At 73.5% G+C, this 24439-nt stretch carries 20 protein-coding genes and 1 pseudogene; 11 read left to right on the top strand and 10 right to left on the bottom strand.

Annotated elements, in window-relative coordinates; translation table 11 throughout:
- A partial coding sequence (locus ABD54_RS15565; protein WP_053063595.1) for a dihydrolipoamide acetyltransferase family protein occupies positions 1–973 on the top strand: 973 nt, incomplete at its 5' end.
- A gap of 171 nt (positions 974–1144) precedes the next feature.
- Here ABD54_RS15565 and ABD54_RS15560 read toward each other — a convergent pair.
- Positions 1145–2302: a M20 family metallopeptidase gene (locus ABD54_RS15560; RefSeq protein ID WP_047870206.1), complete on the bottom strand. Its 1158-nt coding sequence runs from the start codon at positions 2300–2302 to the stop codon at positions 1145–1147.
- Between the two features lie 57 nt (positions 2303–2359).
- Entirely contained in the window at positions 2360–3880 is a 1521-nt protein-coding gene (locus tag ABD54_RS15555) for an AbgT family transporter (RefSeq protein WP_047870205.1), read from the bottom strand.
- 202 nt (positions 3881–4082) lie between these two features.
- Between ABD54_RS15555 and ABD54_RS15550 the strand changes: the two genes are divergently transcribed.
- On the top strand, positions 4083–5114 hold the full coding sequence (locus tag ABD54_RS15550) for an Lrp/AsnC family transcriptional regulator (RefSeq protein ID WP_047870204.1): 1032 nt from the start codon (positions 4083–4085) through the stop codon (positions 5112–5114).
- A 192-nt stretch (positions 5115–5306) separates the two neighbouring features.
- Here ABD54_RS15550 and paaZ read toward each other — a convergent pair whose 3' ends face one another.
- Positions 5307–7343: a phenylacetic acid degradation bifunctional protein PaaZ gene (gene paaZ / locus ABD54_RS15545; RefSeq protein WP_047870203.1), complete on the bottom strand. Its 2037-nt coding sequence runs from the start codon at positions 7341–7343 to the stop codon at positions 5307–5309.
- A 232-nt stretch (positions 7344–7575) separates the two neighbouring features.
- Here paaZ and ABD54_RS15540 point away from each other — a divergent pair, with 232 nt between their 5' ends.
- On the top strand, positions 7576–7755 hold the full coding sequence (locus tag ABD54_RS15540; RefSeq protein WP_047870202.1) for a hypothetical protein: 180 nt from the start codon (positions 7576–7578) through the stop codon (positions 7753–7755).
- A gap of 150 nt (positions 7756–7905) precedes the next feature.
- Here the strand turns inward: ABD54_RS15540 and ABD54_RS15535 are convergent, their stop codons facing one another.
- The gene (locus ABD54_RS15535) at positions 7906–8424 is read right to left on the bottom strand and encodes a YbaK/EbsC family protein (RefSeq protein WP_047870201.1); all 519 of its coding nucleotides are present in this window, start codon (positions 8422–8424) and stop codon (positions 7906–7908) included.
- A gap of 77 nt (positions 8425–8501) precedes the next feature.
- Complete coding sequence (locus ABD54_RS15530; protein ID WP_047870200.1) at positions 8502–9464, bottom strand: ADP-ribosylglycohydrolase family protein; 963 nt, start codon at positions 9462–9464, stop codon at positions 8502–8504.
- A 121-nt stretch (positions 9465–9585) separates the two neighbouring features.
- Between ABD54_RS15530 and ABD54_RS15525 the strand changes: the two genes are divergently transcribed.
- The 7 genes from ABD54_RS15525 to ABD54_RS15495 all read left to right on the top strand — a co-directional run bounded on the left by ABD54_RS15525 (position 9586) and on the right by ABD54_RS15495 (position 17548).
- Positions 9586–11445, top strand: coding sequence for a PASTA domain-containing protein (locus ABD54_RS15525; protein WP_047870199.1), 1860 nt, complete (start codon positions 9586–9588; stop codon positions 11443–11445).
- Positions 11446–11847: 402 nt separating this feature from the next.
- Positions 11848–13023 carry a substrate-binding domain-containing protein gene (locus ABD54_RS15520; RefSeq protein WP_047870198.1) on the top strand — a complete coding sequence of 392 codons (1176 nt, stop codon included), beginning with the start codon at positions 11848–11850 and terminating at the stop codon, positions 13021–13023.
- A 2-nt stretch (positions 13024–13025) separates the two neighbouring features.
- Entirely contained in the window at positions 13026–13835 is an 810-nt protein-coding gene (locus tag ABD54_RS15515; protein WP_047870197.1) for an ABC transporter ATP-binding protein, read from the top strand.
- On the top strand, positions 13832–14593 hold the full coding sequence (locus ABD54_RS15510) for an ABC transporter ATP-binding protein (RefSeq protein WP_047870196.1): 762 nt from the start codon (positions 13832–13834) through the stop codon (positions 14591–14593). The genes ABD54_RS15515 and ABD54_RS15510 overlap by 4 nt, the downstream gene beginning before the upstream one ends.
- The gene (locus ABD54_RS15505; RefSeq protein WP_047870195.1) at positions 14590–15489 is read left to right on the top strand and encodes a branched-chain amino acid ABC transporter permease; all 900 of its coding nucleotides are present in this window, start codon (positions 14590–14592) and stop codon (positions 15487–15489) included. Before ABD54_RS15510 ends, ABD54_RS15505 begins: the two co-directional genes overlap by 4 nt.
- Positions 15489–16649, top strand: a complete 1161-nt coding sequence (locus ABD54_RS15500; RefSeq protein ID WP_152692044.1) for a branched-chain amino acid ABC transporter permease — start codon at positions 15489–15491, stop codon at positions 16647–16649. Before ABD54_RS15505 ends, ABD54_RS15500 begins: the two co-directional genes overlap by 1 nt.
- Positions 16646–17548 carry an alpha/beta fold hydrolase gene (locus ABD54_RS15495; RefSeq protein WP_047870194.1) on the top strand — a complete coding sequence of 301 codons (903 nt, stop codon included), beginning with the start codon at positions 16646–16648 and terminating at the stop codon, positions 17546–17548. Before ABD54_RS15500 ends, ABD54_RS15495 begins: the two co-directional genes overlap by 4 nt.
- 175 nt (positions 17549–17723) lie before the next feature.
- Here the strand turns inward: ABD54_RS15495 and ABD54_RS15490 are convergent, their stop codons facing one another.
- Positions 17724–19700: a GAF domain-containing protein gene (locus ABD54_RS15490; RefSeq protein WP_047870193.1), complete on the bottom strand. Its 1977-nt coding sequence runs from the start codon at positions 19698–19700 to the stop codon at positions 17724–17726.
- On the bottom strand, positions 19685–20518 hold the full coding sequence (locus tag ABD54_RS15485) for a 3-hydroxybutyrate dehydrogenase (RefSeq protein ID WP_047870192.1): 834 nt from the start codon (positions 20516–20518) through the stop codon (positions 19685–19687). Before ABD54_RS15485 ends, ABD54_RS15490 begins: the two co-directional genes overlap by 16 nt.
- A 225-nt stretch (positions 20519–20743) precedes the next feature.
- Here ABD54_RS15485 and ABD54_RS15480 point away from each other — a divergent pair, with 225 nt between their 5' ends.
- Complete coding sequence (locus ABD54_RS15480; RefSeq protein WP_047870191.1) at positions 20744–21997, top strand: PHB depolymerase family esterase; 1254 nt, start codon at positions 20744–20746, stop codon at positions 21995–21997.
- Here ABD54_RS15480 and ABD54_RS15475 read toward each other — a convergent pair.
- From ABD54_RS15475 to ABD54_RS27320, 3 genes and pseudogenes are all read right to left on the bottom strand, one after another.
- Positions 21994–22227 (bottom strand): hypothetical protein, encoded by a 234-nt coding sequence (locus ABD54_RS15475; RefSeq protein WP_047870190.1) that lies wholly within the window; start codon positions 22225–22227, stop codon positions 21994–21996. The genes ABD54_RS15480 and ABD54_RS15475 overlap by 4 nt on opposite strands.
- Before the next feature lie 207 nt (positions 22228–22434).
- Positions 22435–22929: a MarR family winged helix-turn-helix transcriptional regulator gene (locus ABD54_RS15470; RefSeq protein ID WP_082166836.1), complete on the bottom strand. Its 495-nt coding sequence runs from the start codon at positions 22927–22929 to the stop codon at positions 22435–22437.
- A 293-nt stretch (positions 22930–23222) separates the two neighbouring features.
- Positions 23223–23692, bottom strand: a pseudogene (locus tag ABD54_RS27320) (acyl-CoA synthetase); the annotation flags it as partial.
- Positions 23693–24439 lie beyond the last annotated feature (747 nt).

Raw genomic sequence — 24439 nt, 5'->3', positions numbered from 1 at the left:
GCGTCCGCGCGAGCGCCCGCCCGCGCGCCCGGCGCAGCCCGCCGCACCGGCCGCCGCCGCACCGGCCGCTCCCGAGGCCGCGCGTGCGCCGCTGGTCACCTCGCCCCTGGTGAGGCAGATGGCCCGTGAGGCGGGGCTGCGGATCTCCGAGGTCTCCGGCAGCGGCCCGGGCGGACTCATCACCCGTCGCGACGTGCGCGAGGCGATCGATGCCGGGCGGGCCCCGGCCGCCGCTCCCGCCGCCGGGCCGGAGCCCGCCGCTGCGGGCTCCGTGGACGCCCGCACGGGACTGGCCGAGTCCCGGCGCGCGGCCATGAGCGGGTTCCGCCGCAGCGTGGCGGCGTCGCTGTCCCGCAGCCGCAGCGAGATCCCCGAGGCGACCGTCTGGGTGGACGTGGACGCGACCGAGCTGGTCCGCCTCCGGCAGTCCGACCCGTCCGGACCCGGCCTGATGTCCTACGTGGCGCGGTTCGTGGTCGCGGGCCTGCGGGCCCACCCCGAGCTCAACGGCAGGGTGGACGCCGAACGCGGTGAGCTGGTCCAGTACGACGGGGTCAACCTGGGCCTGGCGGTGCAGACCGACCGGGGCCTGGTCGCCCCGGCCGTGCTGGGCGCGCACCGGCTCACCACGATGGAGCTGGACGGCGAGATCCGGCGGCTCACCGCCGCCGCCCGGGAGGGCAGGGCCTCCTCGGCCGAGATGACCGGCGGCACCTTCACCCTCAACAACTACGGGTCGCTTCGTGTGGACGGCAGCGCCGCCATCATCAACCACCCGCAGGTGGCGATCCTGGGCCTGGGCCGGATCATGGACCGCCCGTGGGTGGTGGACGGCGAGCTGACCGTCCGCAAGATCACGCAGCTTTCGTTCGCCTTCGACCACCGCGTGTGCGACGGCGGGGCCGCCGCGGGCTTCATGCGCGTTGTCGCCGACGCCATGGAGAACCCGGCCGCGGCCGTCGCCCGCCTGTAGGCCGGGACGGGGCGGGCGCCCCGGGACGCCGGGTCCCGGGGCGCCCCCGCGCGTGCCGGTCCGGCCGCCGCCGGAGCGGTCGGTCCCGCGCTCTTCAGACCGCCGCGTGTCGACTCGTCGCCATGGCGACCAGTCCACGTGTCGTCCCGGGCGGGGCCGGGCTCTGTCTCCCTACCTGCCCGCGATCCGCGCCATCAGGCCCGCCACCAGGGCGACCTGGGGCGGTGTTCCGCCGACCAGGACGTGCTCGTCGCGCGAGTGCGGCCCGGCGCCCACCGCGCCCAGCCCGTCGAGCACCGGGCGGCCCAGCGCGGAGACGAAGTTGGCGTCGCTGGCCCCGCCCACCGACACCTCCTCCATGGAGGCGCCCAGTTCCCCCGCCACCTCGCGCAGCAGACAGAACGCCTTCTCCGAGGGCGGGTTGGGGTTCATCGGAGGACGGTTCCACCCGCCCGTGACCTCGACCGCCACGCGCGGGTCGGCGGCGGCGAGCGCGGCCAGCCCGGCGTCCACGCGGGCCATCTCGGCGGGGTCCTGCACCCGCACGTCCACCCCGCAGCGGACGTGTCCGGCGACGACGTTGTACCCGGTCCCCCCGGAGACCAGGCCCACGTTCACCGTGGTGCCCGCCTCCGGCGCGGACAGGGCGGTGAGCGCGGGCACGACCTGGGCCAGGGCGTGCACGGCGCTCGCCCCGGCCGCGGGGTCCAGGCCCGCGTGGGACTCCACGCCGCGCACGTCCACGTCGAAGATCCCCATGCCCTTGCGCCGGGTCTTGGGCATGCCCTCCCGGCTGGGTTCGAGGACCAGGGTCAGGTCCACGCCCTCGCTGGCCCGCTCGATGTGCGGGCGCGACGCGGGGCTGCCGATCTCCTCGTCCCCGGTGAGCAGCATCCTCACGGCGGGCCGGGGCAGGTCCAGTTCGCGCAGGAGCCGCAGAGCCCAGGCGCTCTGCACGATCCCGGCCTTCATATCGAAGCAGCCGGGGCCGCTGAACCGGTCGCCCTCGACCGTCACCGGCCACTCGGCCAGGGTCCCGGCGGGCCAGACGGTGTCGTAGTGGCTGACGAAGAGCACGGTCCCCGCCCCGGTGCCGGGGTAGGACACCTCCAGCACGTCGCCGAAGGAGCCGCCGTCGTGGCGGACCCGGGTCTCGGGCGCGCCCAACCGCCGGGCCAGCCACCCCTCGATGCCGTCCAGCCCGGCGGACAGCAGGTCCCTGTCGCCGCTGGGGGTCTCCAGCTCCACGAGGGTGCGCAGGTCGTCGATCATGCCGGGTAGGACGCGCTCGGCCGTGTCCGCCAGTCTCGCGGTCACCGTCTGGCTCATCTGTCACTCTCTTCGTTGCGGTGGGCAGGGGGACCCGCCCGGGCGGGAGGGATGCGGTCAGCGCACCGGGACACCCGGCCCCAGGGGGATGCCGAGCGTCCACCAGCCCAGGAACAGCAGGGTCCAGCCGACCAGGACGGTGAGGCACAGCGGCAGCGTCAGGGAGATCAGCGTGCCGATGCCCGCGTCCCGGCGGTAGCGCTGGAGGAAGCCCAACGCCATGACGAAGTACGGGCTCATCGGGCTGATGACGTTGGTGCTGGAGTCGGCGATGCGGTAGATGGCCTGGGTCGTCTCGGGCGGCACGTCCAGGAGCATGAACATGGGCACGAAGACCGGCGCGATGAGGGCCCACTGCGCCGAACCGCTGGTGATGAGCAGGTTCAGCACCGTGGAGAACACGATCATGCCGAGGAAGAGCACCAGGGGGTGCACCCCCGCCGAGTCCAGCAGCGCGGCGCCGCGGATGGCCACGACCTCGCCGATCCCGGTCCAGCGGAAGTAGGCGAGGAACTGCGAGGCCGCGAAGAACAGCACGACCACCGGCGCCAGGTCCCGCACTCCCCCGGTCATCGCCTCGGGGACGTCCCGCGCCGAGGCCACGGTGGCCGTGGCGCGCCCGTACACGACTCCGGCGAGCAGGAACAGGACGCCCAGCACGTAGGCGACCCCGGTGATGATCGGCGAGCCGAGGACCGTTCCGTCCTCCCCGCGCAGGGGCGAGGCCGGGGGCGCGAGCGCCGCCGCCAGGACCGCCGCGGCCGCCAGCACGGTCAGCCCGGCGTTGCGCAGCCCCCGGCGCTCGGCGTCGGTGAGGGTCATCGAGCCCAGCTCCTGCGCCTCCCGGTCCCCCTCGCCGTCGCCGTCCTCGGCCAGGCCCTCGGAGCGCCTGCTCAGCAGGAACTCGGTGACGAGGGTGATCAGGGCGGCGAGCACGACGGCGGAGACGACGCTGAAGAAGTAGTTGTCCAGCGCCGTGACCGTGTATCCGGGGGCGATGATCGAGGCGGCCTCGGTGCTCAGGGCGGCCAGGAGCGCGTCGGTGGGCGTGATCAGCAGGGACGCGTTGTACCCGGCGGAGACGGAGGCGAAGGCCACGACCAGGCCGAGGACGGGGCTGCGGCCCGCGGCCTTGAAGAGCAGGGCGCCCAGCGGGATGAGCACGACGTAGGCGGCGTCGGAGGCGACGCTGCCGGTGATGCCGGTCAGCGCCACGGCGAAGGTCAGCCACCGGGCCGGGACCCTGGTGACGCTGCCGCGCAGCATCGCGTTGAGCAGGCCGCTGCGTTCGGCGACCGAGACCCCGAGCATGACGACGATGATGATCGCCAGAGGCGGGAAGGTCGCGAAGTTGTCGATCGCGTCGCCGACGACGGTCTGCACGCCCTCGGGCGAGAGCAGGCTGCGGACCGCGATGCGCTCGCCGTCCACCGGTGAGACCGCGGAGACGCCCAGCGCGTTGAGCAGGGCGCTGAGCGCGATGACCGTCCCGGCCATGATCGTGAACAGCCAGAACGGGTGGGGCAGCTTGTTGCCCACCCGCTCGACCACCTGGAGGGAGCCCAGGATCAGCCGCATCGCCAGCCTGGGGCGTGTGGAATCGGTCGTTGTCACCCGTGCTCCCCTGACGTCCGGGCGGGCTTGCGCCCCTCCCTCGCTGCGTTGACCAGTACATTGCATGTGTGGTGGATGGATATGTCAACCACCAGCGATAAAGTGGTGGAATCATTCATTTCATGCGGCACATTTGGTGACAGCGGTCTTGACGAAGGCGGAAGCGGTGCTGGACGAACTCGACATGGACCTGGTCGCCGCCCTCCAGTTGGCGCCCCGGGCGCCGGCCAGCGCCCTGGCCGAGGCGGTGGGGAGTCCGGCGAGCACCGTGGGGCGGCGGCTCCAGCGCCTCCAGTCCGAGCGGTCCGTGCGCGTGGTCGGCCAGGTGGACTGGCCGCTGTTCTCCGACGCCCACCCGCACCACGTGTGGATCACCACCGCCCCCGGCCACTCGCGGCGGGTGGCCCGCCGCCTGGCGGAGCGGCCCGAGACGCAGTTCACGGCCGTGACCAGCGGCGGGTCCGACGTCTACTGCGTCGTCCACCCCTTCCGCCGCGATCGGGCGGCGGACCTGCTCGCCGACGGGATCCCCTCGGTGGAGGGCGTGGCGGCCACACGGTCCGACCTGGTCCTGCGCGCGGTGAGCCGGGCCGACTCCTGGCGGCTGGACCGGCTCGACCCCGCGCGGTCCCGGGCGCTGGACCCCTACACCGACTCGGGGGAGAACGGGGCGGCGGAGGAGCCCCGCGGCCCGCTCGGCGCGCAGGAGGTGCTCGTGGTGCGGATGCTGCACCGCGACGCGCGCGCCGGTTCGGGAGAGGTCGCCCGCGCGCTCGGGGTCAGCCAGTCCACGGCCTACCGCCTCGTCCAGTCCGTGCTGGAGCGCCGCATGGTGCGCCCCCGGGTGGAGGTGGAACCCGCCCTGCTGGGCATGGACGTGGAGGCGGTGCTGGCCCTTGAGGTCAGCCCGCGCGAGATCGGCGGCGTCGCCGACGCGCTGGGGGCGCACCCCTCCGCGCGCTACGTCTCGGTCGTGGCCGGTACCTCGTCCGTCATCCACCACGCGGTGTTCCGCGACGAGGCCGGGCTCGCCGACTTCCTCTCCGCGGACCTGGGGCGCCTCTCGGGCATCACGGGCCTGCGGGTCTCGGTGGTGCTGGAGGTGCTGCGCCGCTACTGGACGGCGCGCGAGGGGGCGCGGCTCGGGCCGCCCGGCCCGTCGGCGCTGCTGGACGGGGAACCGTCCGCAGGGGAGTGAGCGGCGCCCCCGGCCGCGCCACCGCCGGGGGCGCCGTCCGTCGGCGGGCCGACATGCCCGTTCGCCGCTGTGCCCGCTCGCCTCTGCGCCGCCCGACGACGTATCCGTTCGGCGACATGTCCGTTTGACGACCCGCCCGCTCACCGGTGCCCCCGTTCGCGGACGCGTCCGCGAACGGGGGCACCGACGCGCCTACCCCTCCTCGCCCTTGGCGACCAGCGTGAGCACGTCGTAGGTGGCCACGGCCTCGCCGTCCTGGTCGGTGACCAGTGCGTCCCAGCGCACCTCGCCGTAGTCGGCGTTCGTGCGCGGGGTGATCTGCTTGGCGGTCAGCGTCACCCGGATCGTGGCGTCCTCCTTCACGGGGGTGAGGAAGCGCAGGTTGTCCACACCGAAGTTGGCGAGCACCGGGCCCGGTGCCGGGTCCACGAACAGGCCCGCCGCCAGCGACACCACCAGGTAGCCGTGCGCCACGATCCCGCCGAACAGCGGGTTGGCGGCGGCGGCCTCCTCGTCGGTGTGCGCGTAGAACGTGTCGCCGGTGAACTCGGCGAAGTGGTCGATGTCCGCCCGGGTGACGGTGCGCTCCGCCGACCGGATCGTGTCGCCGATCCGCAGTTGCGACAGGTCCTTGCGGAACGGGTGCACGTCCCCCACGGTCCGCTCGGAACCGGTGGTCCAGTGGCCGGTGATCGCGGTGACCATGTCCGGCGGGGCCTGCACGGCGGTGCGCTGCATATGGTGCTTGACGCCGCGCACGCCGCCCATCTCCTCGCCGCCGCCGGCGCGGCCGGGTCCGCCGTGCACCAGCACGGGCAGCGGGGAGCCGTGGCCGGTGGACTCCTTGGCGTCGTCGCGGTTGAGCACCAGGACGCGCCCGTGCCAGGGCGCCAGTCCCAGGACGACCTCGCGCGCCACGTCGGGGTCGCGGGTGACCAGCGATCCCACCAGGCTGCCGCTGCCCCGGGCCGCGAGCTCCACGGCCTCGGCGACGCCGTCGTAGGCGATCACGGTGCTGACGGGACCGAAGGCCTCCACCTCGTGCGGCTCCCGCGCGCCGGGCTCGGCGCGCAGCAGGATCGGGGACATGAACGCGCCCGCCTCGTCGTCGGCCCCTGTGACCTCCACGCTCTCCGGGTCGCCGTAGACGACCTCGCTGGTGGCGCGCAGGGCCTTGACCGCCTTGCGGACCTCCTCGCGCTGGTCGAGCGAGACCAGGGCGCCCATCCGCGTGTCCGGGTGGTCGGCCGCGCCGACCACCACCCCGGCCAGGCGTTCGGTCAGGGCCCCGGTGACGGCCTCCGCCATCGCCGCGGGCACGATGACGCGGCGGATGGCGGTGCACTTCTGTCCGGCCTTGACCGTCATCTCCGTGACGACCTGCTTGACGTAGAGGTCGAACTCGGGGTCCTCCTCGGCCACGTCCGGGCCGAGGATCGAACAGTTGAGGGAGTCGGCCTCGACGTTGAGCTGCACGCCCCCGCTGACCACGTTGGGGTGGTTGCGCAGGATGGCGCCGGTGGCGGCGGACCCCGTGAAGCCCACGACGTCCTGCGGGCCCAGGGCGTCGAGCAGGCCCCGGTGGCTGCCGACGAGGAGTTGGAGGGAGCCCTCGGGCAGCAGGCCCGACTCGACCATGCGCCGCACGACCGCGACGGTGAGGTAGGCGGTCTGCCCGGCGGGCTTGACGATGCTGGGCATCCCCGCGAGGAAGGCGGGGGCGAGCTTCTCCAGCATGCCCCACACCGGGAAGTTGAAGGCGTTGATCTGCACGGCCACGCCCGGGCGGGACGTGTACACGTGCTGGCCCACGAACGTGCCCTGTCGGCCGAGCGGCTCCAGGGGCCCGTCCAGGATGACGGTGGAGTTGGGCAGCTCGCGGCGGCCCTTGCTGGAGAAGCTGAAGAGCGTGCCGAAACCGCCGTCCACGTCCACGGCGGTGTCCCGGGGGGTCGCGCCGGTCCGGTGGGAGAGGGCGTAGAACTCCTCCTTGTGCCCCGTCAGGTGCTTGGCGACCTCCTTGAGGATGTTCGCGCGCTGGTGGAAGGTGAGCGCGCGCAGCGCGGGGCCGCCGACGGTCCGCGCGTGGTCCACCATCCCCGCGACGTCGGGGCCGGCGGACGAGATCCGGGCGACGGTCTCCCCGGTGTTCGCGTCCGCCAGGGGCGCGCCCTCGTCCGCGGGGGTGAACCATGCTCCCCGCGCGTAGCTCTGGAGTGTTTCGGGCACCGGACGGTCCTCTCCTCGGGCTGTGCTCTCTGGCGAACAGTATTACAGACCGATCGGTCAGTAAATAGTCCCCGGGGAGTAGCGCCGCTTCCCACCTGCTCTTTTCCCCGTTGTCCACAGGTCCGCGCGGATGGCTGGCCCGGGCCCCGGATCGCCGACGGGAGAGCCCGCGCGCCCGCGCGCGAAAACCCCGGTGCGACGCAGCGGTGCGGGCCCCGCCGGACAGGAGGGGGTGAGACCGCGCAGAGGGAAGTCGACGAGCGGCGAGGACGCGGACGCGGAGGAACCCGCGAAGAGCGAGTCCACCCGGTTCCTCGGGCGCTACCGCGGCGGCGTGTACCGATACGCCGTGGGCCTCCCGGGCCCGGACCGCGCGGACGACGTCGCCGCCGGGGCCTTCGGCGCCGCCTGACGCGGGTGCGGCCGCACCAGCCGCGAACCGGGCTGAGCACGCCGAAACCACACATCGATTTGTCGACATTCGTACCCGTATGGCGACGAGTCCGCAGGTGGACGTGTCGACAAGCGGCCGGGCGCCCCGCCCTGCCGCGCGGCCGCTCCCCTACCTGGTCAGCGCCAGGACCTCGGCGCCCGGCAGGTCAGCGAGCAGCTTGCCGGGCACCAGCAGCTTGGAGCGGCGCACCCCGCTGCCCACCACGACCTCGGCCTCGGCGGCGACCGCCTCGTCCACCAGGACCGGCCACCCCTCCGGCAGGCCGAACGGCGTGATGCCGCCGTACTCCATCCCGGTCAGCCCGGTGGCCTCGTCCATCGGCGCGAACGAGATCTTGCGGGCGCCGAGGCGGCGGCGGACGATCCCGTTGACGTCGGCGCGCTGGGTGGCCAGCACCATGCACGCCGCGTAGGACACCTCGCCGCCGCGCCTGGCCGCGACCACCACGCAGTTCGCGCTGGTGGCCAGGGGCATCCCGTACCGTTCGCAGAACTGCGCCGTGTCCGCGAGCCCCGGGTCGATGGGCGCCACCCGCGCGTCCTCGCGGCCGCGCACCGCGGCCAGGACCGGGTCGGCCAGCAGCTCCGGGTGCTCGTCCGCACGTACCCAGTTCAGTCCACCGGACATGGCACACCTCGATGTCGTCGTGAAGTTCGCTCGGAGGGTGTCCTCCGACGAGGGACACCGCCAGGCTAACCGCCGCCTCAGCGGCGTCCGGCGATCCGCAGCGCCAGTTCGACCAGGTCCCCGGCCCGGTAGCCGGGCCACCCGTGCACCGCCTCCAGGTACTCCCCCGGTACCGCGCCCGCGCCCCATCGGGCGCCGAGCAGCGCCCCGGCGATCGCGGCCACGGTGTCCGTGTCGTCGCCCGCGCGCACGGCGGCCCGCAGCGCGGGGGTGAACCCGTCCGGCTCGCGGACCACGGCCGACCACGCCGCCTGGAGGGCGGTGACCACGAAACCGTTGGGGCTGAAGGCCCGCGGCGGGCGCTCCTCCGCCTCTTCCAGCCACACCGCCCACGCTCCGCGTCGCTCGGACGGCAGCAGTTCCAGACCCGCGCGCACGCCCCCCAGGTCGCCGTGCGCGACCGCGTGCCGGATCCCCTCGCACCACAGCACGCAGGCCTCGGAGGCCAGCGGGTCGCCGTGGGTGAGGCGGCTGTAGCGGTCGGCCGCCGCGGCCAGGCCCCGCGGGTCGTCCGGGTAGGCCAGGGCCAGCGCCCCCGTGCGCATGAGCGACCCGTTGCCCGCGCTCGGCACCCCCTCGGCGAAGCGCTCCGCCGCCGCCCGCTCCATCACCTCGGCCACCTCCGGACGCCGGTAGGCGTGCCCGGCGCGTCTCATCACCCACGCCGTCTGGTTGCCGATGTCGCTGGCGCCCTCGTTCCTCCAGCGCAGGAAGGCGTCCGCGGTGTGCCGCAGCGCCTCCGCCGACAGCGGGTCGCTGTGCTCACGCAGGGCCTCGGCGATGCACACGGCCATCTGGGTGTCGTCGGAGTACTCGCCGGGGGCGTAGGGGCCCAGGCCGCCGCCGACCATCTCCGGGACCCGGTCCTCGGCGAGCGGCGGACCGAACTCGTAGGGAACGCCCAGGGCGTCGCCGCACGCCGCGCCGAGCAGGACGCCGGCCGCGCGGTCCTCGCGGGTTCCGGGGGAGGGGAGGTTCACAGGGGCCTCACAACGTTTCGGTACCAGGGGTGCTGCGAGTCGACCCTACTGTTCGGCGCATGTCCGCATAAGGACCGGGAACGGGGGGTTGCGGAGGGTACGGGGACATAGAATCCGTCCCATGGAGACCCCCACTCCCGATCCCCTCTTCGGCATCACGCTGCATGAGCGCTACATTCTCGGGAAGCGGCTGCGCAGCGGCGCCTCGGGAACCGTCCACGTCGCGCACGACCTCGGCGGCGACCAGACCGTCACGGTCACCGTGATGCACCCCTGGCTGGTGGGCGACCACGGCGCCGTGCACGCGTTCCTGGACCGTGCCCAGACCCTGGAGGGCCTGTCCCACCCGGGGATCGCCCGGGCCCTGGGCCACGGCCGCGACGGCGACCACGTGTACGCGGTCGGCGAGTACCTGCCCGGACACACCCTCGCGGAGGCGCTGGGCGAGGGCGGCGGCGGGCTGCGCTACCCGGTGCATGCGGCGCTGGCCATAGTGGCCGGGACGCTCACCGCGCTCGACGCCGCCCACGGCGCGGGTGTCGTGCACGGCGCGCTCGACCCCCACACGGTCGTGGTGGACGGCGCGGGGGGCGTGCGGGTCACCGGTTTCCCCCTGCTCTTCGACGCGGAGGAGGACGCCGGTCCCGAGACCCGTACCGACGTGCACGCCGTCGGGCGGCTCCTGTACACGCTCCTGACCGGCGTGCCCGCGGACCCGGAGGCGCATCCGCTGCGGCCCTCGGCCGTCGTACCCGGCCTGCCGCCCGACCTGGACATGCTGGTCGCCAACGCCACCGACCCCAACCCGCGCTACCGCCCGCGCGACGCGGGACAGTACCTCACCGTGGTCGAACAGGTGCTGCGGTCGCTGCCCGGGGCCCCGGTGGACACCGCCGACGTCGACACCCGGCCCATCCCCGTGATCACCGACGCCCCGCCGGAGCGCCGGGAGGAGCGCGCCGAGGCGGTCCCGTTGTGGCGGCGCGTCCCCGTGCTGGTCACCGCGGGCGTGCTGGTCCTGGTCCTGTTCGCGGCCGGGTGGGCGCTGGTCCCGGACGACCGCGTCGCGCTGCCCGACCTCGTGGGCGCCTCCAGCGAGCAGGCCGAGGAGCGGCTGGCCGGGCTGGGCATGGACCTGGCCGTGCGCTTCGAGGACGCCTACAGCGACACCGTCGGGTTCGGGGCTGTCGCCTACAGCACGCCCGCGCCCGGCGACGACGTGGCGAGGGGGGACGAGGTCCTGCTGCACGTCTCCACCGGGCCGCGGCACTCCGAGGTCCCCGACGTGGTCGGCGGCACCGAGAACGAGGCGCGCGAGACCCTGCGCCAGTCCGGGTTCACCGGTATCGAGATCGTCCAGGAGCACTCCCCCGACCAGCCCCCGGGCACCGTCCTGTCCACCGAACCCGCGGCGGGCGAGGAGGGCGACCGAGAGGAGCCGGTCGTGCTCAGCGTGAGCGAGGGCGTCATCGTCCCCACGCTGGTCGGCATGGGCCGGGAGGATGCCGCGACCGCCCTGGCCGGGCTCGGCCTGGTCGTACAGGTCACCGAGGAGCACCACGAAACCGCGCCCGTCGGCGAGGTCAGCGGGCAGACCCCCGAACCCGGCACGATCCTGCCTGAGGAGGCCGCCGTCTCCCTCACCGTCTCCCTCGGACCGGAGCCGGAGGAGGAAGAGGGAGAGGAGGAGCCCGAGGAGGAGGCGTCCCCCTCCGACGAGGACGATCCCCGCGCCGCCGAGGAGCAGCAGAACGACCGGGGCGACCAGGACGGCTGGAGCGGCCGGGGAGATGACGACGACCGCGGACGCGGCGACGACGGCGGTTCCTGCGACGCCCCCCAGTGGAACGGGGGCACCGTGTACGACACCGGCGACCGCGTCCAGCACGAGGGCCGCGAGTACGAGGCGCGCTGGTGGATCCGGGACTACCCGCCGAGCAGCGACCATTGGGGAGTGTGGGAGGACAAGGGCCCCTGCTGAGGCGCGTCCCCACCCAGTGCCGGGGCGCTCCCGGTCCCGGCGGCCGTCGGACCCGGTGCCCGTCACCGGCCCGTCCGGCGCGACGCGTGTCGGGCCCGGGGCTCAGGCCGACGCGCCATCGGTGAACTCCCGGCGCGCTCGCGCGCCCGCACGCGGGAGGTCGGCGCGGGCCGACCGGTGACCGCCTCGACGTCCCCCGGGACCGGCGCTGGGGTCTCGACCGGGTAGGCCAGGCGGTGGCGAAGTCGGCGCCTGTGGGCTCCCCGTACACCGATTCGGGACCGAATGTATGTGCCCGCTACATGTGAAACGGGTCACCCCGGTTCTACCTTCGGGTTGGCACCCCATCCCCCAGCTCGGGCGGTTGTGTCGGACAGGCGGGTGCCGACTGGAGGAACAGTAATGCGCAAGACCCCCCTGACCGCCGCCTCCTGCGCGGTCGTCCTCGCCGTGACCGCCTGCGGAGCTCCCGGAGAGGCCGCCGGGGAAGGCGGGGACGCGCCCATCAGGGTCGGCATCGTCTACTCCGCCACCGGCCCCCTCGCCACCTACGGAGAGCAGTACCGGCAGGGCTTCGAGGCCGGGCTCGACCACGCCACCGGCGGGACGGCGGAGATCGACGGCCGCCCGATCGAGGTCGAGTACATGGACGACGCCGGCGACCCCACGAAGGCGGTCACGGCCACCCGTGACCTCATCGGCACCGGCCACGACATCATCGCCGGGTCCACCGCCTCCGGCATCGCCGTCCAAGTCGCCCCGCTCGCCGAGCAGAACGACATCCTCTTCATCTCCGGGCCCGCCGCCACCGACGCCGTCACCGGCGTCAACGACCACACCTTCCGCTCCGGGCGCCAGACCTACCAGGACATCCTCACCGCCGGAACCTTCATGGACGACCCCGAGGGCGCGGACGTCCTGGTCCTGGCCCAGCAGAACGCCTTCGGCCAGGACAACGTCGCCGCCGTCACCGACGTCCTCGGGGCCGAGGGGGCCGAGGTCGACAGCGTCCTGGCCCCGCCGGATACCACCGACCTCACCCCGTTCGCCGAGCAGGTCAGCCAGGCCGAACCCGACCTGGTCTTCGTCGCCTGGGCCGGAGAGACCGCCTCCGCCATGTGGCGGGCCCTGGACCAGCAGGGCATCCTCGACTCCACCGAGGTCGTCACCGGACTGGACATCAAGCCGTCCTACCCGGTCTTCGGCGAGGCGGGCGGCAGTATCTCCTTCCTCTCCCACTACTTCGACGGCGCCTCCGGCACCGAGCTGGCCCGGACCATGAAGGAGTCCGTCGAGGAGGCGGGCGGCACCGTCGACCTCTTCACCCCCGACGGCTTCACCGCCGCGCAGATGGTCGTGCACGCCGCCGGGTCCGGGGACGGCGTCCAGGAGCGCATCGACGCCCTGGAGGGCTGGACCTTCGACGGCGTCAAGGGCGAGCTCACCATCCGCGCGGAGGACCACGCCCTCCTCCAGCCCATGTACCAGGTCGAACTGGTCGGAGAGGGAGAGGACGCCCACCCCGAGCTGGTCGCGGAGATCCCCGCCGCGGACGTCGAGCCCGCGGTCGCGGAGTAGGCATGGCCACCGGACACACCGGTTCCACCGGGCCCGCGGAGCACTCCGGTTCCACCGGACCCGGCACCGTCCCGGTCCTGGCCCTGGAGAACCTGACCTGGTCGGTCGGCGGCGCCCTCATCGTCGACGACGTCACCATGGCCGTGGACGAGGGCGAGTTCGTCGCCCTCATCGGCCCCAACGGCGCGGGCAAGACCTCCCTGTTCAACCTGGTCTCCGGCCTCACCCGGCCCACCGGCGGCAGCGTCCGCCTCGCCGGGACCGACGTCACCCGCCACGCGCCCCACCGCCGCGCCCGGCTCGGCATGGGCCGCACCTTCCAGACCTCCAGCGTCTTCGGCGACCTCACCGTCGGCGCCAACGTCGGACTGGCCGTCCAGGCCCGTACCGGGGACTCACACCGCTTCTGGCGCCCGGCCGCCCCCGACGGCGGCCCCGAGGCCGCCGCCGTCCTGGACCTGGTCCGCCTCTCCCACCGGGCCGAAGCCCTCGCGGGCGACCTCTCCCACGGCGACAAGCGCAAGCTCGAACTCGCCCTCCTCCTGGCCCGCCGCCCCCGCCTCATCCTCCTGGACGAGCCCATGGCCGGGGTCAGCGCCGGAGAGGTAGGCGAACTCACCACCGTAATCCGGGACGTGCACCGCGAACAGGGCTGCACGGTCCTCATGGTCGAACACCACATGGAGGTGCTCCTCGACATGGCCGACCGCCTGGCCGTGATGCACCACGGCGCACTGCTGGCCCTCACCGACCCGGACTCGGCCATGGCCGAGTCCGAGGTGCAGGCCGCCTACCTCGGGGACGGGGCGTGAGCGCCGGGGGGCCGCTGCTGGAGGCGGCCGACCTGCACGTGTGGATCGAGGGCTCGCACATCCTCCAGGGGGTGTCCCTCGCCGTGCCCGGCCGGGGCGTCACAGCGCTCCTGGGCCGCAACGGCGTCGGCAAGACCACCACCGTCAAGGCGCTGCTCGGCCTGGTGCCCCGCACAGGCCGGGTGTCCTTCGACGGCGCGGACATCACCGACCGCCCCACGCACGCCATCGTCACCATGGGCATCGGCTACGTGCCCGAGGAGCGCGGCGTCTTCTCCGCGCTGACCGTCGCCGAGAACCTTCGCCTGGCCGAGCGCCGTCCCGGCGAACCGCGCTACGGCCTCGTCCACGAGCTGTTCCCCGAACTCCGCGAACGGGCCGACCAGCCCGCGGGCACCCTGTCCGGCGGCCAGCAGCAGATGCTCGCCATCGGCCGCGCCCTGCTCAACGACAACAAGCTCCTCGTCGTGGACGAGCCCACCAAGGGCCTCGCCCCCCGCATCGTCCGCGAGGTCGCAGACGCCGTCGCCCGCGCCGCCGAACAGGTGCCGGTCCTGCTCGTGGAGCAGAACCTGGCCCTGGTCCGCCGGGTGGCCGAACGGGCCGTGGTGCTCGACGCGGGCCGCGTGACCCACACCGGGCCCGCCCGGGAACTGCTCGACGACGCCGACCGCGTCCGCGGGCTGCTGGGCGTCTCCCGTACCGCGGCTTCCACCGCCACCGCCGGAACCGAAGCCGAAGGGAAGCGGACCGCGTGAGCACCGTCATCCTGCTCGTCATCACCGGGCTCGGCCTGGGAGCCCTGTACTTTCTCATCGCCTCCGGGCTCTCGCTCATCTTCGGCCTGATGGACGTGCTGAACTTCGCCCACGGCGCCTTCCTCGCCCTCGGCGCCTACGGCACGTGGTGGGCGGCCGGGCACCTCCCCGGCGCCGGGCCGGACGGGTTCGGCTTCCTGCTCGCCGTCGCCTTCGGCGTCGGCGCGGGCACCCTGGCCGCCACCCTGGTCGAACTCTGCGTCATCCGCCCGCTCTACGGCAGGCACCGCGAGCAGATCCTCGCCACCGTCGGCCTCAGCCTGGCCGTCCCCGCGCTCATCCAGGCGGTCTGGGGAGCCGACCCGCTCACCTTCCCCGAGCCCGGACTTGTGAGCGGCACCGTGGCTGTACTCGGTGTGAACATCCCCCGGGACCGGTTCCTGCTCATCCTGGCCGCCGCCGCCGTGTTCGCGGCCCTGCGGCTGTTCAACTCGCGCACCCGCTACGGGCTCGTCGTCCGGGCGGGCGTGCAGGACCGCGCCATGGTCACCGCGCTGGGCATCGACGTGCGCAGGTCGTTCACGCTGGTGTTCGCCATCGGCGGCGCCGCCGCGGCACTGGCCGGGGCCCTGGGCGGACTGTACTTCGGCGTGGTCACCCCAACCCAGGGGATGTCCCTGCTGGTGTTCGCTTTCATCGTCGTGGTGATCGGCGGCACCGCCTCGCTCACCGGCTGCGCGATCGCCGCCGTCGCGGTCGGCCTCATCCAGCAGTTCGCCAACTACTACACCGTCGCCGGGCTCGGCGACATCGCCGTGGTCATCGTCCTGGCACTCGTGCTGCTCACCAGGCAGGGCGGCCTGACCGCGAAGAAGTCAGCGGAGAGGGTGGCATGATGACCGACACCGGCGTGGGTTCTCGGGACTCTCGGGGTTTCCGGGGCGCCCAGGGTTCTCGGGGCTCCGGGGGCACCGAGTCCCCCGGAGCGGCCTCCGAGGGGAGCGCGCGCGTGCGCCGCCCGCCCCGCTGGGCGGTCCCGGCCGCCGTCCTGGCGGTGGCGCTCTGCCTGCCCTTCTCCACCCTGCGGGTCCCGGGACTGTTCGAGGGCGCCCTCAACAGCCCGCCGACCCTGCACCTGCTCGCCTTCTGCCTCGTCTTCGGCGGCCTGGCCACCAGCTACGACCTGCTGTACGGCAGGGTGGGCCTGCTCTCCTTCGGGCACGCCCTCTACTTCGCCTGCGGCGCCTACACCGCCGCCCTGCTCATGCGCGTGGTCGAACTCCCGCTCGTGTGGGCGGCGCCGGTCGCCGTCGCGGGCGGCACCCTGCTGTCCCTCCTTCTCGGCGCGGTCTCGCTGCGGGTCAACGGCATCGCCCTGGCCATGGTCACCCTCGCCTTCGCCCAGGCCGGGTCGATCCTCATCTCCCGCGACCCCGGACGCCTGACCGGCGGTGAGGAGGGTCTGTCACTCAACACCGACATGGTCCCGGACGCGTTCGTGGGCGTGGCCGACACCGTCAACCTGTACTGGGCGGCCGTCGCGTTCGCAGCGTTCGCAGTCGGCGTGGTGTGGTGGCTGACCTCCTCCCCCGTCGGCCGCGTCTGGCAGGGCATCCGCGCCAACGAGCAGCGCGTCGCCGTCCTCGGCGTCGACCCCTACCCCTACAAGCTGGCGGCGTTCACCGTAGGCGGCGGCCTGGCCTCCCTGGGCGGCGTCGTCTACCTCCTCGTCACCGGGGGCGTCACCCCCGGCATCACCACCGCCGAGTTCACCCTCACCCTGCTGGTCATGGTGGCCCTGGGCGGGGCGGGCATCCGCTGGGGGCCGCTGCTGGGCGCGGCCCTGTACACCTACGCCGACCACCGCCTCCTCCAGTTGGGCGGTTCCGAGGCCTTCGCCGCCCTGCCCGCGTGGATCGCCGCGCCGCTGTCCCAGCCCCTGTTCATCCTCGGCACGCTGTTCGTGCTGATGGTGTTCTTCTTCCCGGGCGGTCTCGTCGCCCTCCCGGGGCGCGTCCGCTCGGCACTGCGCGACAGGAAGGACGCACGGACATGACGGACGGCACGGGCCCGACCGACATCTGGACCGACGGGGACGAGTACACCGTCCCCGTCGCTGGAGGAGAACTCGCCGTCACCCGCTGGGGCGGTCGTTCCACGACCCCCGTCCTGGCGGTCCACGGCATCACCGCCAACGGTCATTCGTTCGCCCGCGTGGCCGCGGAGTCGGGAGGGGCCGGTCTGGTCGCCCCCGACCTGCGCGGGCGCGGTCTCAGCGGACACCTGGGCGGACCGCGCGGACTGGCCGCGCACGCCGACGACATGATCGCCGTGCTCGACGCCCACGGGGTGGAACGGACCGTCCTGGTCGGCCACTCCATGGGCGCGTTCGTGGCCTGCCTGGCCGCCGTCCGCCACCCCGACCGGGTGTCGGGACTGCTGCTGGTCGACGGCGGGTACGGGCTGCCCGTCCCGCCGGGGACCGACGTCGACGACGTGCTCGGACCCGCCATGGCCCGTCTGCGCATGACCTTCGAGGGCCCCGACCACTACCGCGAGTTCTGGCGGGGGCATCCGGCCTTCGCCGGGCGCTGGAACACCTGGACCGACCACTACGTCCTGCGCGACCTGGTCGGGGAACAGCCAGCCATGCGCTCGGCCTGCGACGAGGAGGCCGTGCGCGCGGACGGGGCCCAGGTCCTGGCCGACCCGGACGCGCTCGCCGCCGTCCACAGGTTGCCTTGTCCCGCCCGCCTGCTGTGGACGGCGCGGGGACTCCTGGACGAGAGCCCGGGGCTGTACACGCCCGAGCGCCTCGCCGGGCTCCCCGAGGGCGTGGTGACCGTCGAGCTGCCCGACGACAACCACTACAGCCCGCTGTTCTCCCCGACCGCCGCTCTGGTCGCAGAGCACGTCCGCGCGCTCGTCGGGGGTGGTTCGCCCGGTGTTCCGTAACGCGGGCTGGTGGCCCGCAGGTCCCCCTGCGACCCCGTGGGGCCCATCGCCGGCCCGGGCTCTACGGGTGCCCGGCCACCGTCACGCTCTACGCCGAACCCCGCGGCGCACCACCGCGGGACGCCCTGTCCCGACTTCCCGGGGCATGCCGCCGCTACGCGCTCCACGGGCCCGGTCAACCGGCGCTCTGGTCGCCCAGGAGGTCCACGCCGCGGTCCAGCAAACCGTGCAGGTGCAGGGCCAGTTGGAGCTCCAGCGCGCGGCCGGGGCGCTGCCAGTCAGCCCCGATCAGCTGGCCTATCCGCTCCAAGCGCTGCGCCACCGTGTTCACGTGGATGTGCAGGTCCTCCTTGGCACGCGACAGGTTGCCCCCGGCCGCGAAATACGCCCGCAGCGTCTCCACCAGCAGCGTGCCCCGCCTGGCGTCGTACTCCAGCAGCGGCCCGAGCGTCGCCGACACGAACCCCGGCACGTCCCGGTCCTGGCTCAGCAGCAGTCCCGAGAACCCCAGGTCCCCCGTGGTCGCCACGTCCCCCTCCCGTCCAAGCGCACGCAGCGTCTGGAGGCATCGGGCCGCCTCGGTGAACGCGTCCCCGAACGAGGCCGGACCCGCTGTCGGACCGGCCGATCCCGCTGTCACGGGGCCGTTCACCGCACCTGAGAGCTCGTCGGCCACCCGTCGGCCCACAGCCGACGGGTCCCTCCCGGGCAGCGCCAGCACCAGGCGGCCCGACCGGCTCCCGGCCAGCCCCCCGGTGGTCTCCGCGACGTGGGTCGCCGCCGAGCGCAACCGCCCCGGGTCGCCGCCCGGGGCCTCGGCCACCACCAGCACGTGCGGCGCGTCCAGGTCCGCGTGCAGCAGCGCGGCCCGCTGGCGCAGCGACGCCGGATCGCGCGCGGGCACCTCCAACAGCTCGTCGAGCAGGTCCCCGCGCAGCCTGTGCTCGGTCTCGCTCACCGAACGCCGGATGAGCAGCAGCAGAGCCGTCACCATCGCCGACCGCTCCAGCACGCGCTGGTCGGTGGAGTCCAGCTCCACCCCGCGCAGCACCAGCGTTCCCAGCGGCTCGGTCCCGGCCGCCGCCGTCGCCACCCAGGACCGGCCCGCCCGCACCGCGCGGCCGCTGGCCAGCGACGAGCGCACCGCGTCGGTCAGGTCCCCGTCGTCCGCGTCCCACGGGACGCCCTCCCGCATCACGCCCTCCGGGCTGGCGGTCACCGAGGAGTCCGAGGTCGCGTCGTGGATCAGCACCGTGCCGCCCAGCACCTCGGCCACAGCCGCGGCGACCTCGCGCACGCCGCCGCCCCGCAGCACCAGGTCGGTCAACCGGTCGTGCGCCGCCGCCGACCGCTCCACCGACGCCGTGTGCCGCTGCAACCGCTCGTTGACGGTGTGCAGTTCGTCCAGGGCGCGCCGGGTGTCGTCGATGAGGTTCGCGCTGTCGATCGCGATCGCCGCGTGCGCGGCCAGCGACGACAGCAGCGCCACCTCCGAGTGGGCGAAGGGGCGCTCGCGCCGGTTGGCGGCGAACAGCACGCCCACGTCGCGCCCGTTCATCTTCAGCGGCACGCCCAGGATGGCCACCAAGCCCTCGTCGCGCACCGCGTGGTCGATGTTCTCCGCGTGAGTGAACCGCGGGTCGGTGAAGTAGTTCGCCGTCACGTACGGCAGGGCCGTGGTCGCCACCAGCCCGCCCAGCCCCTTGCCCGGGGCCAGCCGCAGCCGCTGGAACGCCGCCGACACCGACCCCGACGTCACCCGCATGTACGTGCCGCCCGCCTCCGGATCGCTCAGCGTCAGGTACGCGGTGTCGGTGCCCAGCAGGTTGCGGGCCCGCTCCACGATCGCCCGGAGCACCTGGTCCAGGCTGCGCATGCCCGCCAGGTCGTTGGCGGTCTCGAACAGCGCGCTCAGCTCCGACTCGCGGCGCCGCCGGTCGCGCATCACCGACCGCACCCGCAGCGCCGTCATCTTCGCGGCCTCCAGGGCGGCGACCACCTCCGGGTCGTCCCCGCGCGCCCGCGCGCGCAGCACCGGCCGCTCGTACTCCACGGCCGGGGCGTCGCGCAGCAGTAGGTCCAGGAACAGGGCCTGGCCGTCAGCGGGGGTACCGGTCGAACCGGAAGCGGTGGTGTTCAGCTCGCGCTCCATGCTCCGTCCACGGGCAGGGACGCGCCGTTGACGAACGACGCGTCCTCACCGCACAGGTAGGCGACCAGTTCGGCGACCTCTGAGGGCTCGATCAGCCGCTTGAGCGGGCTCCGGGCCAGCAGGACCTCCGAGAGCACCCGCTCCTCGGGAATGCCGTGCGCCGCCGCCTGGTCGGCGATCTGCCTCTCCACCAGCGGCGTGCGCACGTATCCGGGGTTCACACAGTTGGAGGTCACCCCGTGTCCGGCGCCCTCAAGGGCCACCACCTTCGAGAAGCCCTCCAGGCCGTGCTTGGCTGTCACGTAGGCCGACTTGTAGGCCGAGGCGCGCAGACCGTGCACCGAGGAGATGTTGACGACGCGGCCCCAACCCCGCGCGTACATGTGGGGCAGGGCGCCGCGCACCACGCGGAACGGCGACTCGACCATGAGACGAAGGATGAGGGAGAAACGCTCCGGAGGGAAGTCCTGGACGGGCGCGACCGTCTGGACGCCCGCGTTGTTGACCACGACGTCCGCGCCCCGCGCGGCCTCCTCGGCGGCGTCCAGGTCGGTCAGGTCCAGCTCCACCGCCTCGCCGACACCCCGGTCGGCCAGCTCGCCCAGGGCCCGCCCGTCGAGGTCGACCATCCGCACCCGGGCCCCGGCTTCCGCCAGGCGCAGGGCGCACGCCCTGCCGATGCCGCTGGCCGCACCGGTCACCAGCGCGGTCCTCCCGGTGAGGTCGACCCGGGTGGTGTGGGGGTTCCCCGCCGTTCCGGGCACGGGGGGCCGGGCGGTCTGCCGCGCCGTGCCCGACAGGAACTCGTGCGTCGTCATGGCAGCAAACTAGGCGCGCCTCCGCGAGCGGGGGATAGGGGCGCAGGACACACCCCCGGGCGCGGACATGTGGCCCGCGCCCATGGGCCGGATGGCGGCTGTGGGTTCCCCACCGAAGACGGGCCTGTGACCGTGGTCTCCGCTACATGTCGCCTGGGTCACACCGGGGCTAGGCTCCCGGCCAGATCCCCCGCTCAACGACCGGATCACCGGAGGCGAACCCCCATGGACTCCACAGCACCCCCCGTCGGCCGCCCCCTGCCAGCGACCGTCCTCTCCCCCGTCGCGACCCTGGCCACCGTGGCCGTCGTGGTCGCCGCCCTGCTGATCGCCCTGGCCCCGCGCGCCTCGGCGGCCGTACTCACCCCGGTGCCCTCCTTCGGCGCCAACCCCGGCAGCCTGGCCATGTACTCCTACGTCCCCGACGGCCTGCCCGCCGAAGCGCCCCTGGTCGTGCTCCTGCACGGCTGCGCGCAGAACGCCGCCGCCTACCACGACCACTCCGGCTGGGCCGGGTACGCCGACGAGCACGGCTTCGCCCTCGTCTACCCCGAGCAGAAGTCGGCCAACAACGCCACCGGCTGCTTCAACTGGTTCCAGCCGGGAGACACCGCACGCGACTCCGGCGAGGCCCGGTCGGTCCGCTCCATGGTCGAGCACGCCGTGACCGCCCACGGCCTGGACGCCGACCGGGTGTACGTCTCCGGGCTCTCCGCTGGAGGCGCCATGACGGGAGAGCTCCTCGCCGCCTACCCCGACCTGTTCGCCGGAGGCGGCATCGTCGCGGGAATCCCCGTGGGCTGCGCCGACGGCATGATCGACGCCTTCGGCTGCATGAACCCCGGCGAGGCGAGGACACCGCAGCAGTGGGGCGACGAGGTCCGCGCCCAGAACCCCGGCTGGGGCGGGCCCTGGCCGCGCGTCGCCGTCTGGCACGGCACCGCCGACACCACGGTCGCCCCCGCCAACGGCGAGGCGGGCGTGAGCCAGTGGACCAACGTCCACGGGCTGTCCGGCACCCCCGACGCCACCGAGCAGTTGCCGGGCTCCACCACCGCCGCCTACCACGGCGGCGACGCGGCCACCGCTGCCGTCGCCCACTACACGGTCTCCGGCATGGGCCACGGCACCCCCGTCGACCCGTCCGCGGGCTGCGGCACCGCGGGCGCCTACTTCCTCGACACCGTCTGCTCGACCGGGTACACCGTCGACTTCTGGGGCATCGGCGACGGCGGCGGCCCCGGCCCGGACCCCACGGACCCGCCCACCGAGGAGCCGACGGACCCGCCGACCGAACCGGGGACGTGCGTGAGGGACAGCAACTACGACCACGTGTCGGCGGGCCGCGCCGTCCAGCGCTCCGGGCTGGTCTACGCGGTCGGCTCGGGCGACGCGCTCGGCTTGTGGAACGTCTTCGTCACCACGTCGCTCACCGAGACCTCACAGGGCCACTGGGAGCACACGCCCGGAGCCTGTTAGGCACCGCCCCCGCCGCGCGCCAGCCGCCCGAAGTGGCTCACCGCCGCGCCCAGGGCGAAGTGTGCGGCCTGGTGCTCGGTCATCGGGACCACCCCGGCCGGGACGGTCACCCGGAAGGGGAACTCCTCGTCCGGCCGGATGCGGAAGTCCTCGATCACTCCCTGGGACAGGAGCATGGTCAGGGCCTCACGGACCTGCCCGCTGCGGTTGTCTGACGCCCAGATCGACATGTCCCCAACCCTAGCCCGGCGGCGGCCCTCCCCCGGGTGGAACGGCGAACACCCCCTCGGGCCGTCAACGGAGACGGACGGGCCGCGACCGCGACCCGCCCGTGCTCCGGGGGACGGACACGACCCCCGTGGTGTCCGTCCCCGCCGCCCGCCGCCGCCGTCCGTCGTCCCCCGACGGCGGACGCGGCGGGCGGAGTCCGTGGCGCCTCAGCCGCCCTCGGGCAGCTGGGCCTGTCCCGCGAGGACGTTCGCGGTCAGGCGGCGCAGTGCCAGCCTCGTGGCCTCGAACTCCTCCTCGGGGAGGTCGATGACCCTCCCGATCGCCTCCGGGATCCCCTCGGCGCGCTCCCTGAGCCGCCCGCCCTCCTCAGTGAGGACGACGAGGACGGAGCGCTCGTCCCGCGGATCGCGTCCCCGGGCCAGCAGCCCCCGGGCCTCCAGCCGCTTGAGCAGCGGCGTGAGGGTCCCGTAGTCCAGTTGGAGCACGGAACCGAAGTCCTTCACCCAGCACTCGCCGCGCTCCCAGAGCAGCATCATCACCAGGTACTGGGGATAGGTCAGCCCCAACGGCTCAAGCAGCGGCCGGTACAGGTTGGTGACCGCACGCGACGCCGCGTAGAGGGCGAAGCACATCTGCTCGTCCACTGCGGGAAGAGGGAAGCCGCCCGCGGGGGCGGGGGATCGGTCGGCCATCGCCACCATCGTAGTTACCCCGTGCCCGATTTCCAAAGCCCGCAATTACCTTGCGCACAAAGAAAAGTGGTACGGGGTCCCCCATGTGCGTCGAACGGGGTCGTCGCAGGTCGGAACGGACGCCGTTACCGCGTGCCGGGGCCCCGGCCTTCACCCGCCGTCGTACGGTTGCCTCCGCGCGAGGACGGCGACCGACGCCGACGGCGCTGTCCCCCGACCGCACCTGCTGCCCGTGCCCGCGCGCGCCGGGCCGCCCCCGCATCCGCGCGTCCGACCGGACGGGCACGAGAACCCCCACCGGCCTATCCGCGCTCCTCCCGGCGGGGCGGCAGGCGCTTGACCAACCTTGCCCGCGGCGTTGCGCGGCAGCTCGTCCACGACCACCACGTCGCGCGGCACCGAGAACCGCCCGAGCGCCCGCCGCACGTGCATCCGCACGTTGTCCGGGTCCACTCCCCCGGCCCTCGCGCGGCACCACGTACGCCGCGAACCGCTGCCCGAACTTCCTAGTCGGGCACACCCGTCACCACGACCTCACGCACCCCGGGAAGCGTCACGATCGCCTCCCCCATAGGCCTGGGGAACACGTTCTCCCCTCCCGAGACGGTCATGTCGTCGTCCCGCCCGCCGCATGCAGCAGTCCGCCCGCGTCCACGTGACCCCGGTCTCCGGTCTCCGTCAACCCGTCCGCGACCCTCCTGCTCCGACCGTCCGTGTAGCCGTCGAAGAGCATGTCGTCGCCGACGTGGATCGACCACCCGTGGGTGCATGGCCGTGCTGCGCCTGCCGTCCCCCCGAACCTTCGGCACGCGGCCTGGTCGCGGTCGTCCCCGCCTGTCGGGGCACCGGACCAGAGCCCGTTCCGGTGACGCTGCACATCATGTATTGCATCCGAGGGGATTTCGAAATTTTCCTGCTGACTTTCCCTGCTTTCCTGATTTTCACGCCAAACACGGGTGGGGCACTGTCGGCGAATGCCTTGAGCTGCGGAAACGTGAGAATGCGCTTGCCGGGGAAGAGGTGCGCCATTTGGCGGCGAGCGCTCTTTGCCGTTTCGGTGAGCGTTCTTCCGCACCCGTCTTCTCAACCGGGTGAGTCCCCGGTGCCCGCTCCCGTGTCCGTGCCGGGGTGCGCGCGTGGGTCGATCTGTGAGCGGCGACACGTGGGCTGCGGTTTGCTCGGTGTTCATGAGGGGGGTAGTGTTCTCCGAGTCGCCACGGGACGGCGAGCGGCCTTCGGGTCGGCTCGGAACCGGACCGGGTCCGGCGACACCCCTCCTCCCGAACAAGCCGGTTCGAGCACTGCTCTTCATCGGCTAGGCTTCCGGAGGCGCTTCCAAGGAAACACGGAAGCGGAACAGGAAACGGGCTTTACCCCGAACGGGAACACCACAAACCGCCGATTTGGCGGGGCGCGGAACACCTGATAAAGTAAAGACACAACAAAGCGGAAACGCACAACGCCTTCGGCGGAAAAGCTCACAGCAGCTTGTACACGAAGAGCGGTTGTTTCTTGAGAA

The organism is Nocardiopsis sp. RV163 (assembly GCF_001029525.1).
In the GTDB taxonomy this organism is placed as follows: Bacteria; Actinomycetota; Actinomycetes; order Streptosporangiales; family Streptosporangiaceae; genus Nocardiopsis; species Nocardiopsis dassonvillei.
Note: the sequence above shows the minus strand (reverse complement) of the source record. Positions and strands in the feature narration are given on the sequence as shown.

Coding starts and splice junctions, on each gene's coding strand:
- ABD54_RS15495 (WP_047870194.1), top strand. CDS start 16,646: ATGACGGACGGCACGGGCCCGACCGACATCTGGACCGACGGGGACGAG.
- ABD54_RS15535 (WP_047870201.1), bottom strand. CDS start 8,424: ATGTCCGGTGGACTGAACTGGGTACGTGCGGACGAGCACCCGGAGCTG.
- ABD54_RS15500 (WP_152692044.1), top strand. CDS start 15,489: ATGACCGACACCGGCGTGGGTTCTCGGGACTCTCGGGGTTTCCGGGGC.
- ABD54_RS15485 (WP_047870192.1), bottom strand. CDS start 20,518: ATGACGACGCACGAGTTCCTGTCGGGCACGGCGCGGCAGACCGCCCGG.
- ABD54_RS15475 (WP_047870190.1), bottom strand. CDS start 22,227: ATGTCGATCTGGGCGTCAGACAACCGCAGCGGGCAGGTCCGTGAGGCC.
- ABD54_RS15470 (WP_082166836.1), bottom strand. CDS start 22,929: ATGGTGGCGATGGCCGACCGATCCCCCGCCCCCGCGGGCGGCTTCCCT.
- ABD54_RS15490 (WP_047870193.1), bottom strand. CDS start 19,700: ATGGAGCGCGAGCTGAACACCACCGCTTCCGGTTCGACCGGTACCCCC.
- ABD54_RS15480 (WP_047870191.1), top strand. CDS start 20,744: ATGGACTCCACAGCACCCCCCGTCGGCCGCCCCCTGCCAGCGACCGTC.
- ABD54_RS15560 (WP_047870206.1), bottom strand. CDS start 2,302: ATGAGCCAGACGGTGACCGCGAGACTGGCGGACACGGCCGAGCGCGTC.
- ABD54_RS15525 (WP_047870199.1), top strand. CDS start 9,586: ATGGAGACCCCCACTCCCGATCCCCTCTTCGGCATCACGCTGCATGAG.
- ABD54_RS15520 (WP_047870198.1), top strand. CDS start 11,848: ATGCGCAAGACCCCCCTGACCGCCGCCTCCTGCGCGGTCGTCCTCGCC.
- ABD54_RS15555 (WP_047870205.1), bottom strand. CDS start 3,880: ATGCGGCTGATCCTGGGCTCCCTCCAGGTGGTCGAGCGGGTGGGCAAC.
- ABD54_RS15515 (WP_047870197.1), top strand. CDS start 13,026: ATGGCCACCGGACACACCGGTTCCACCGGGCCCGCGGAGCACTCCGGT.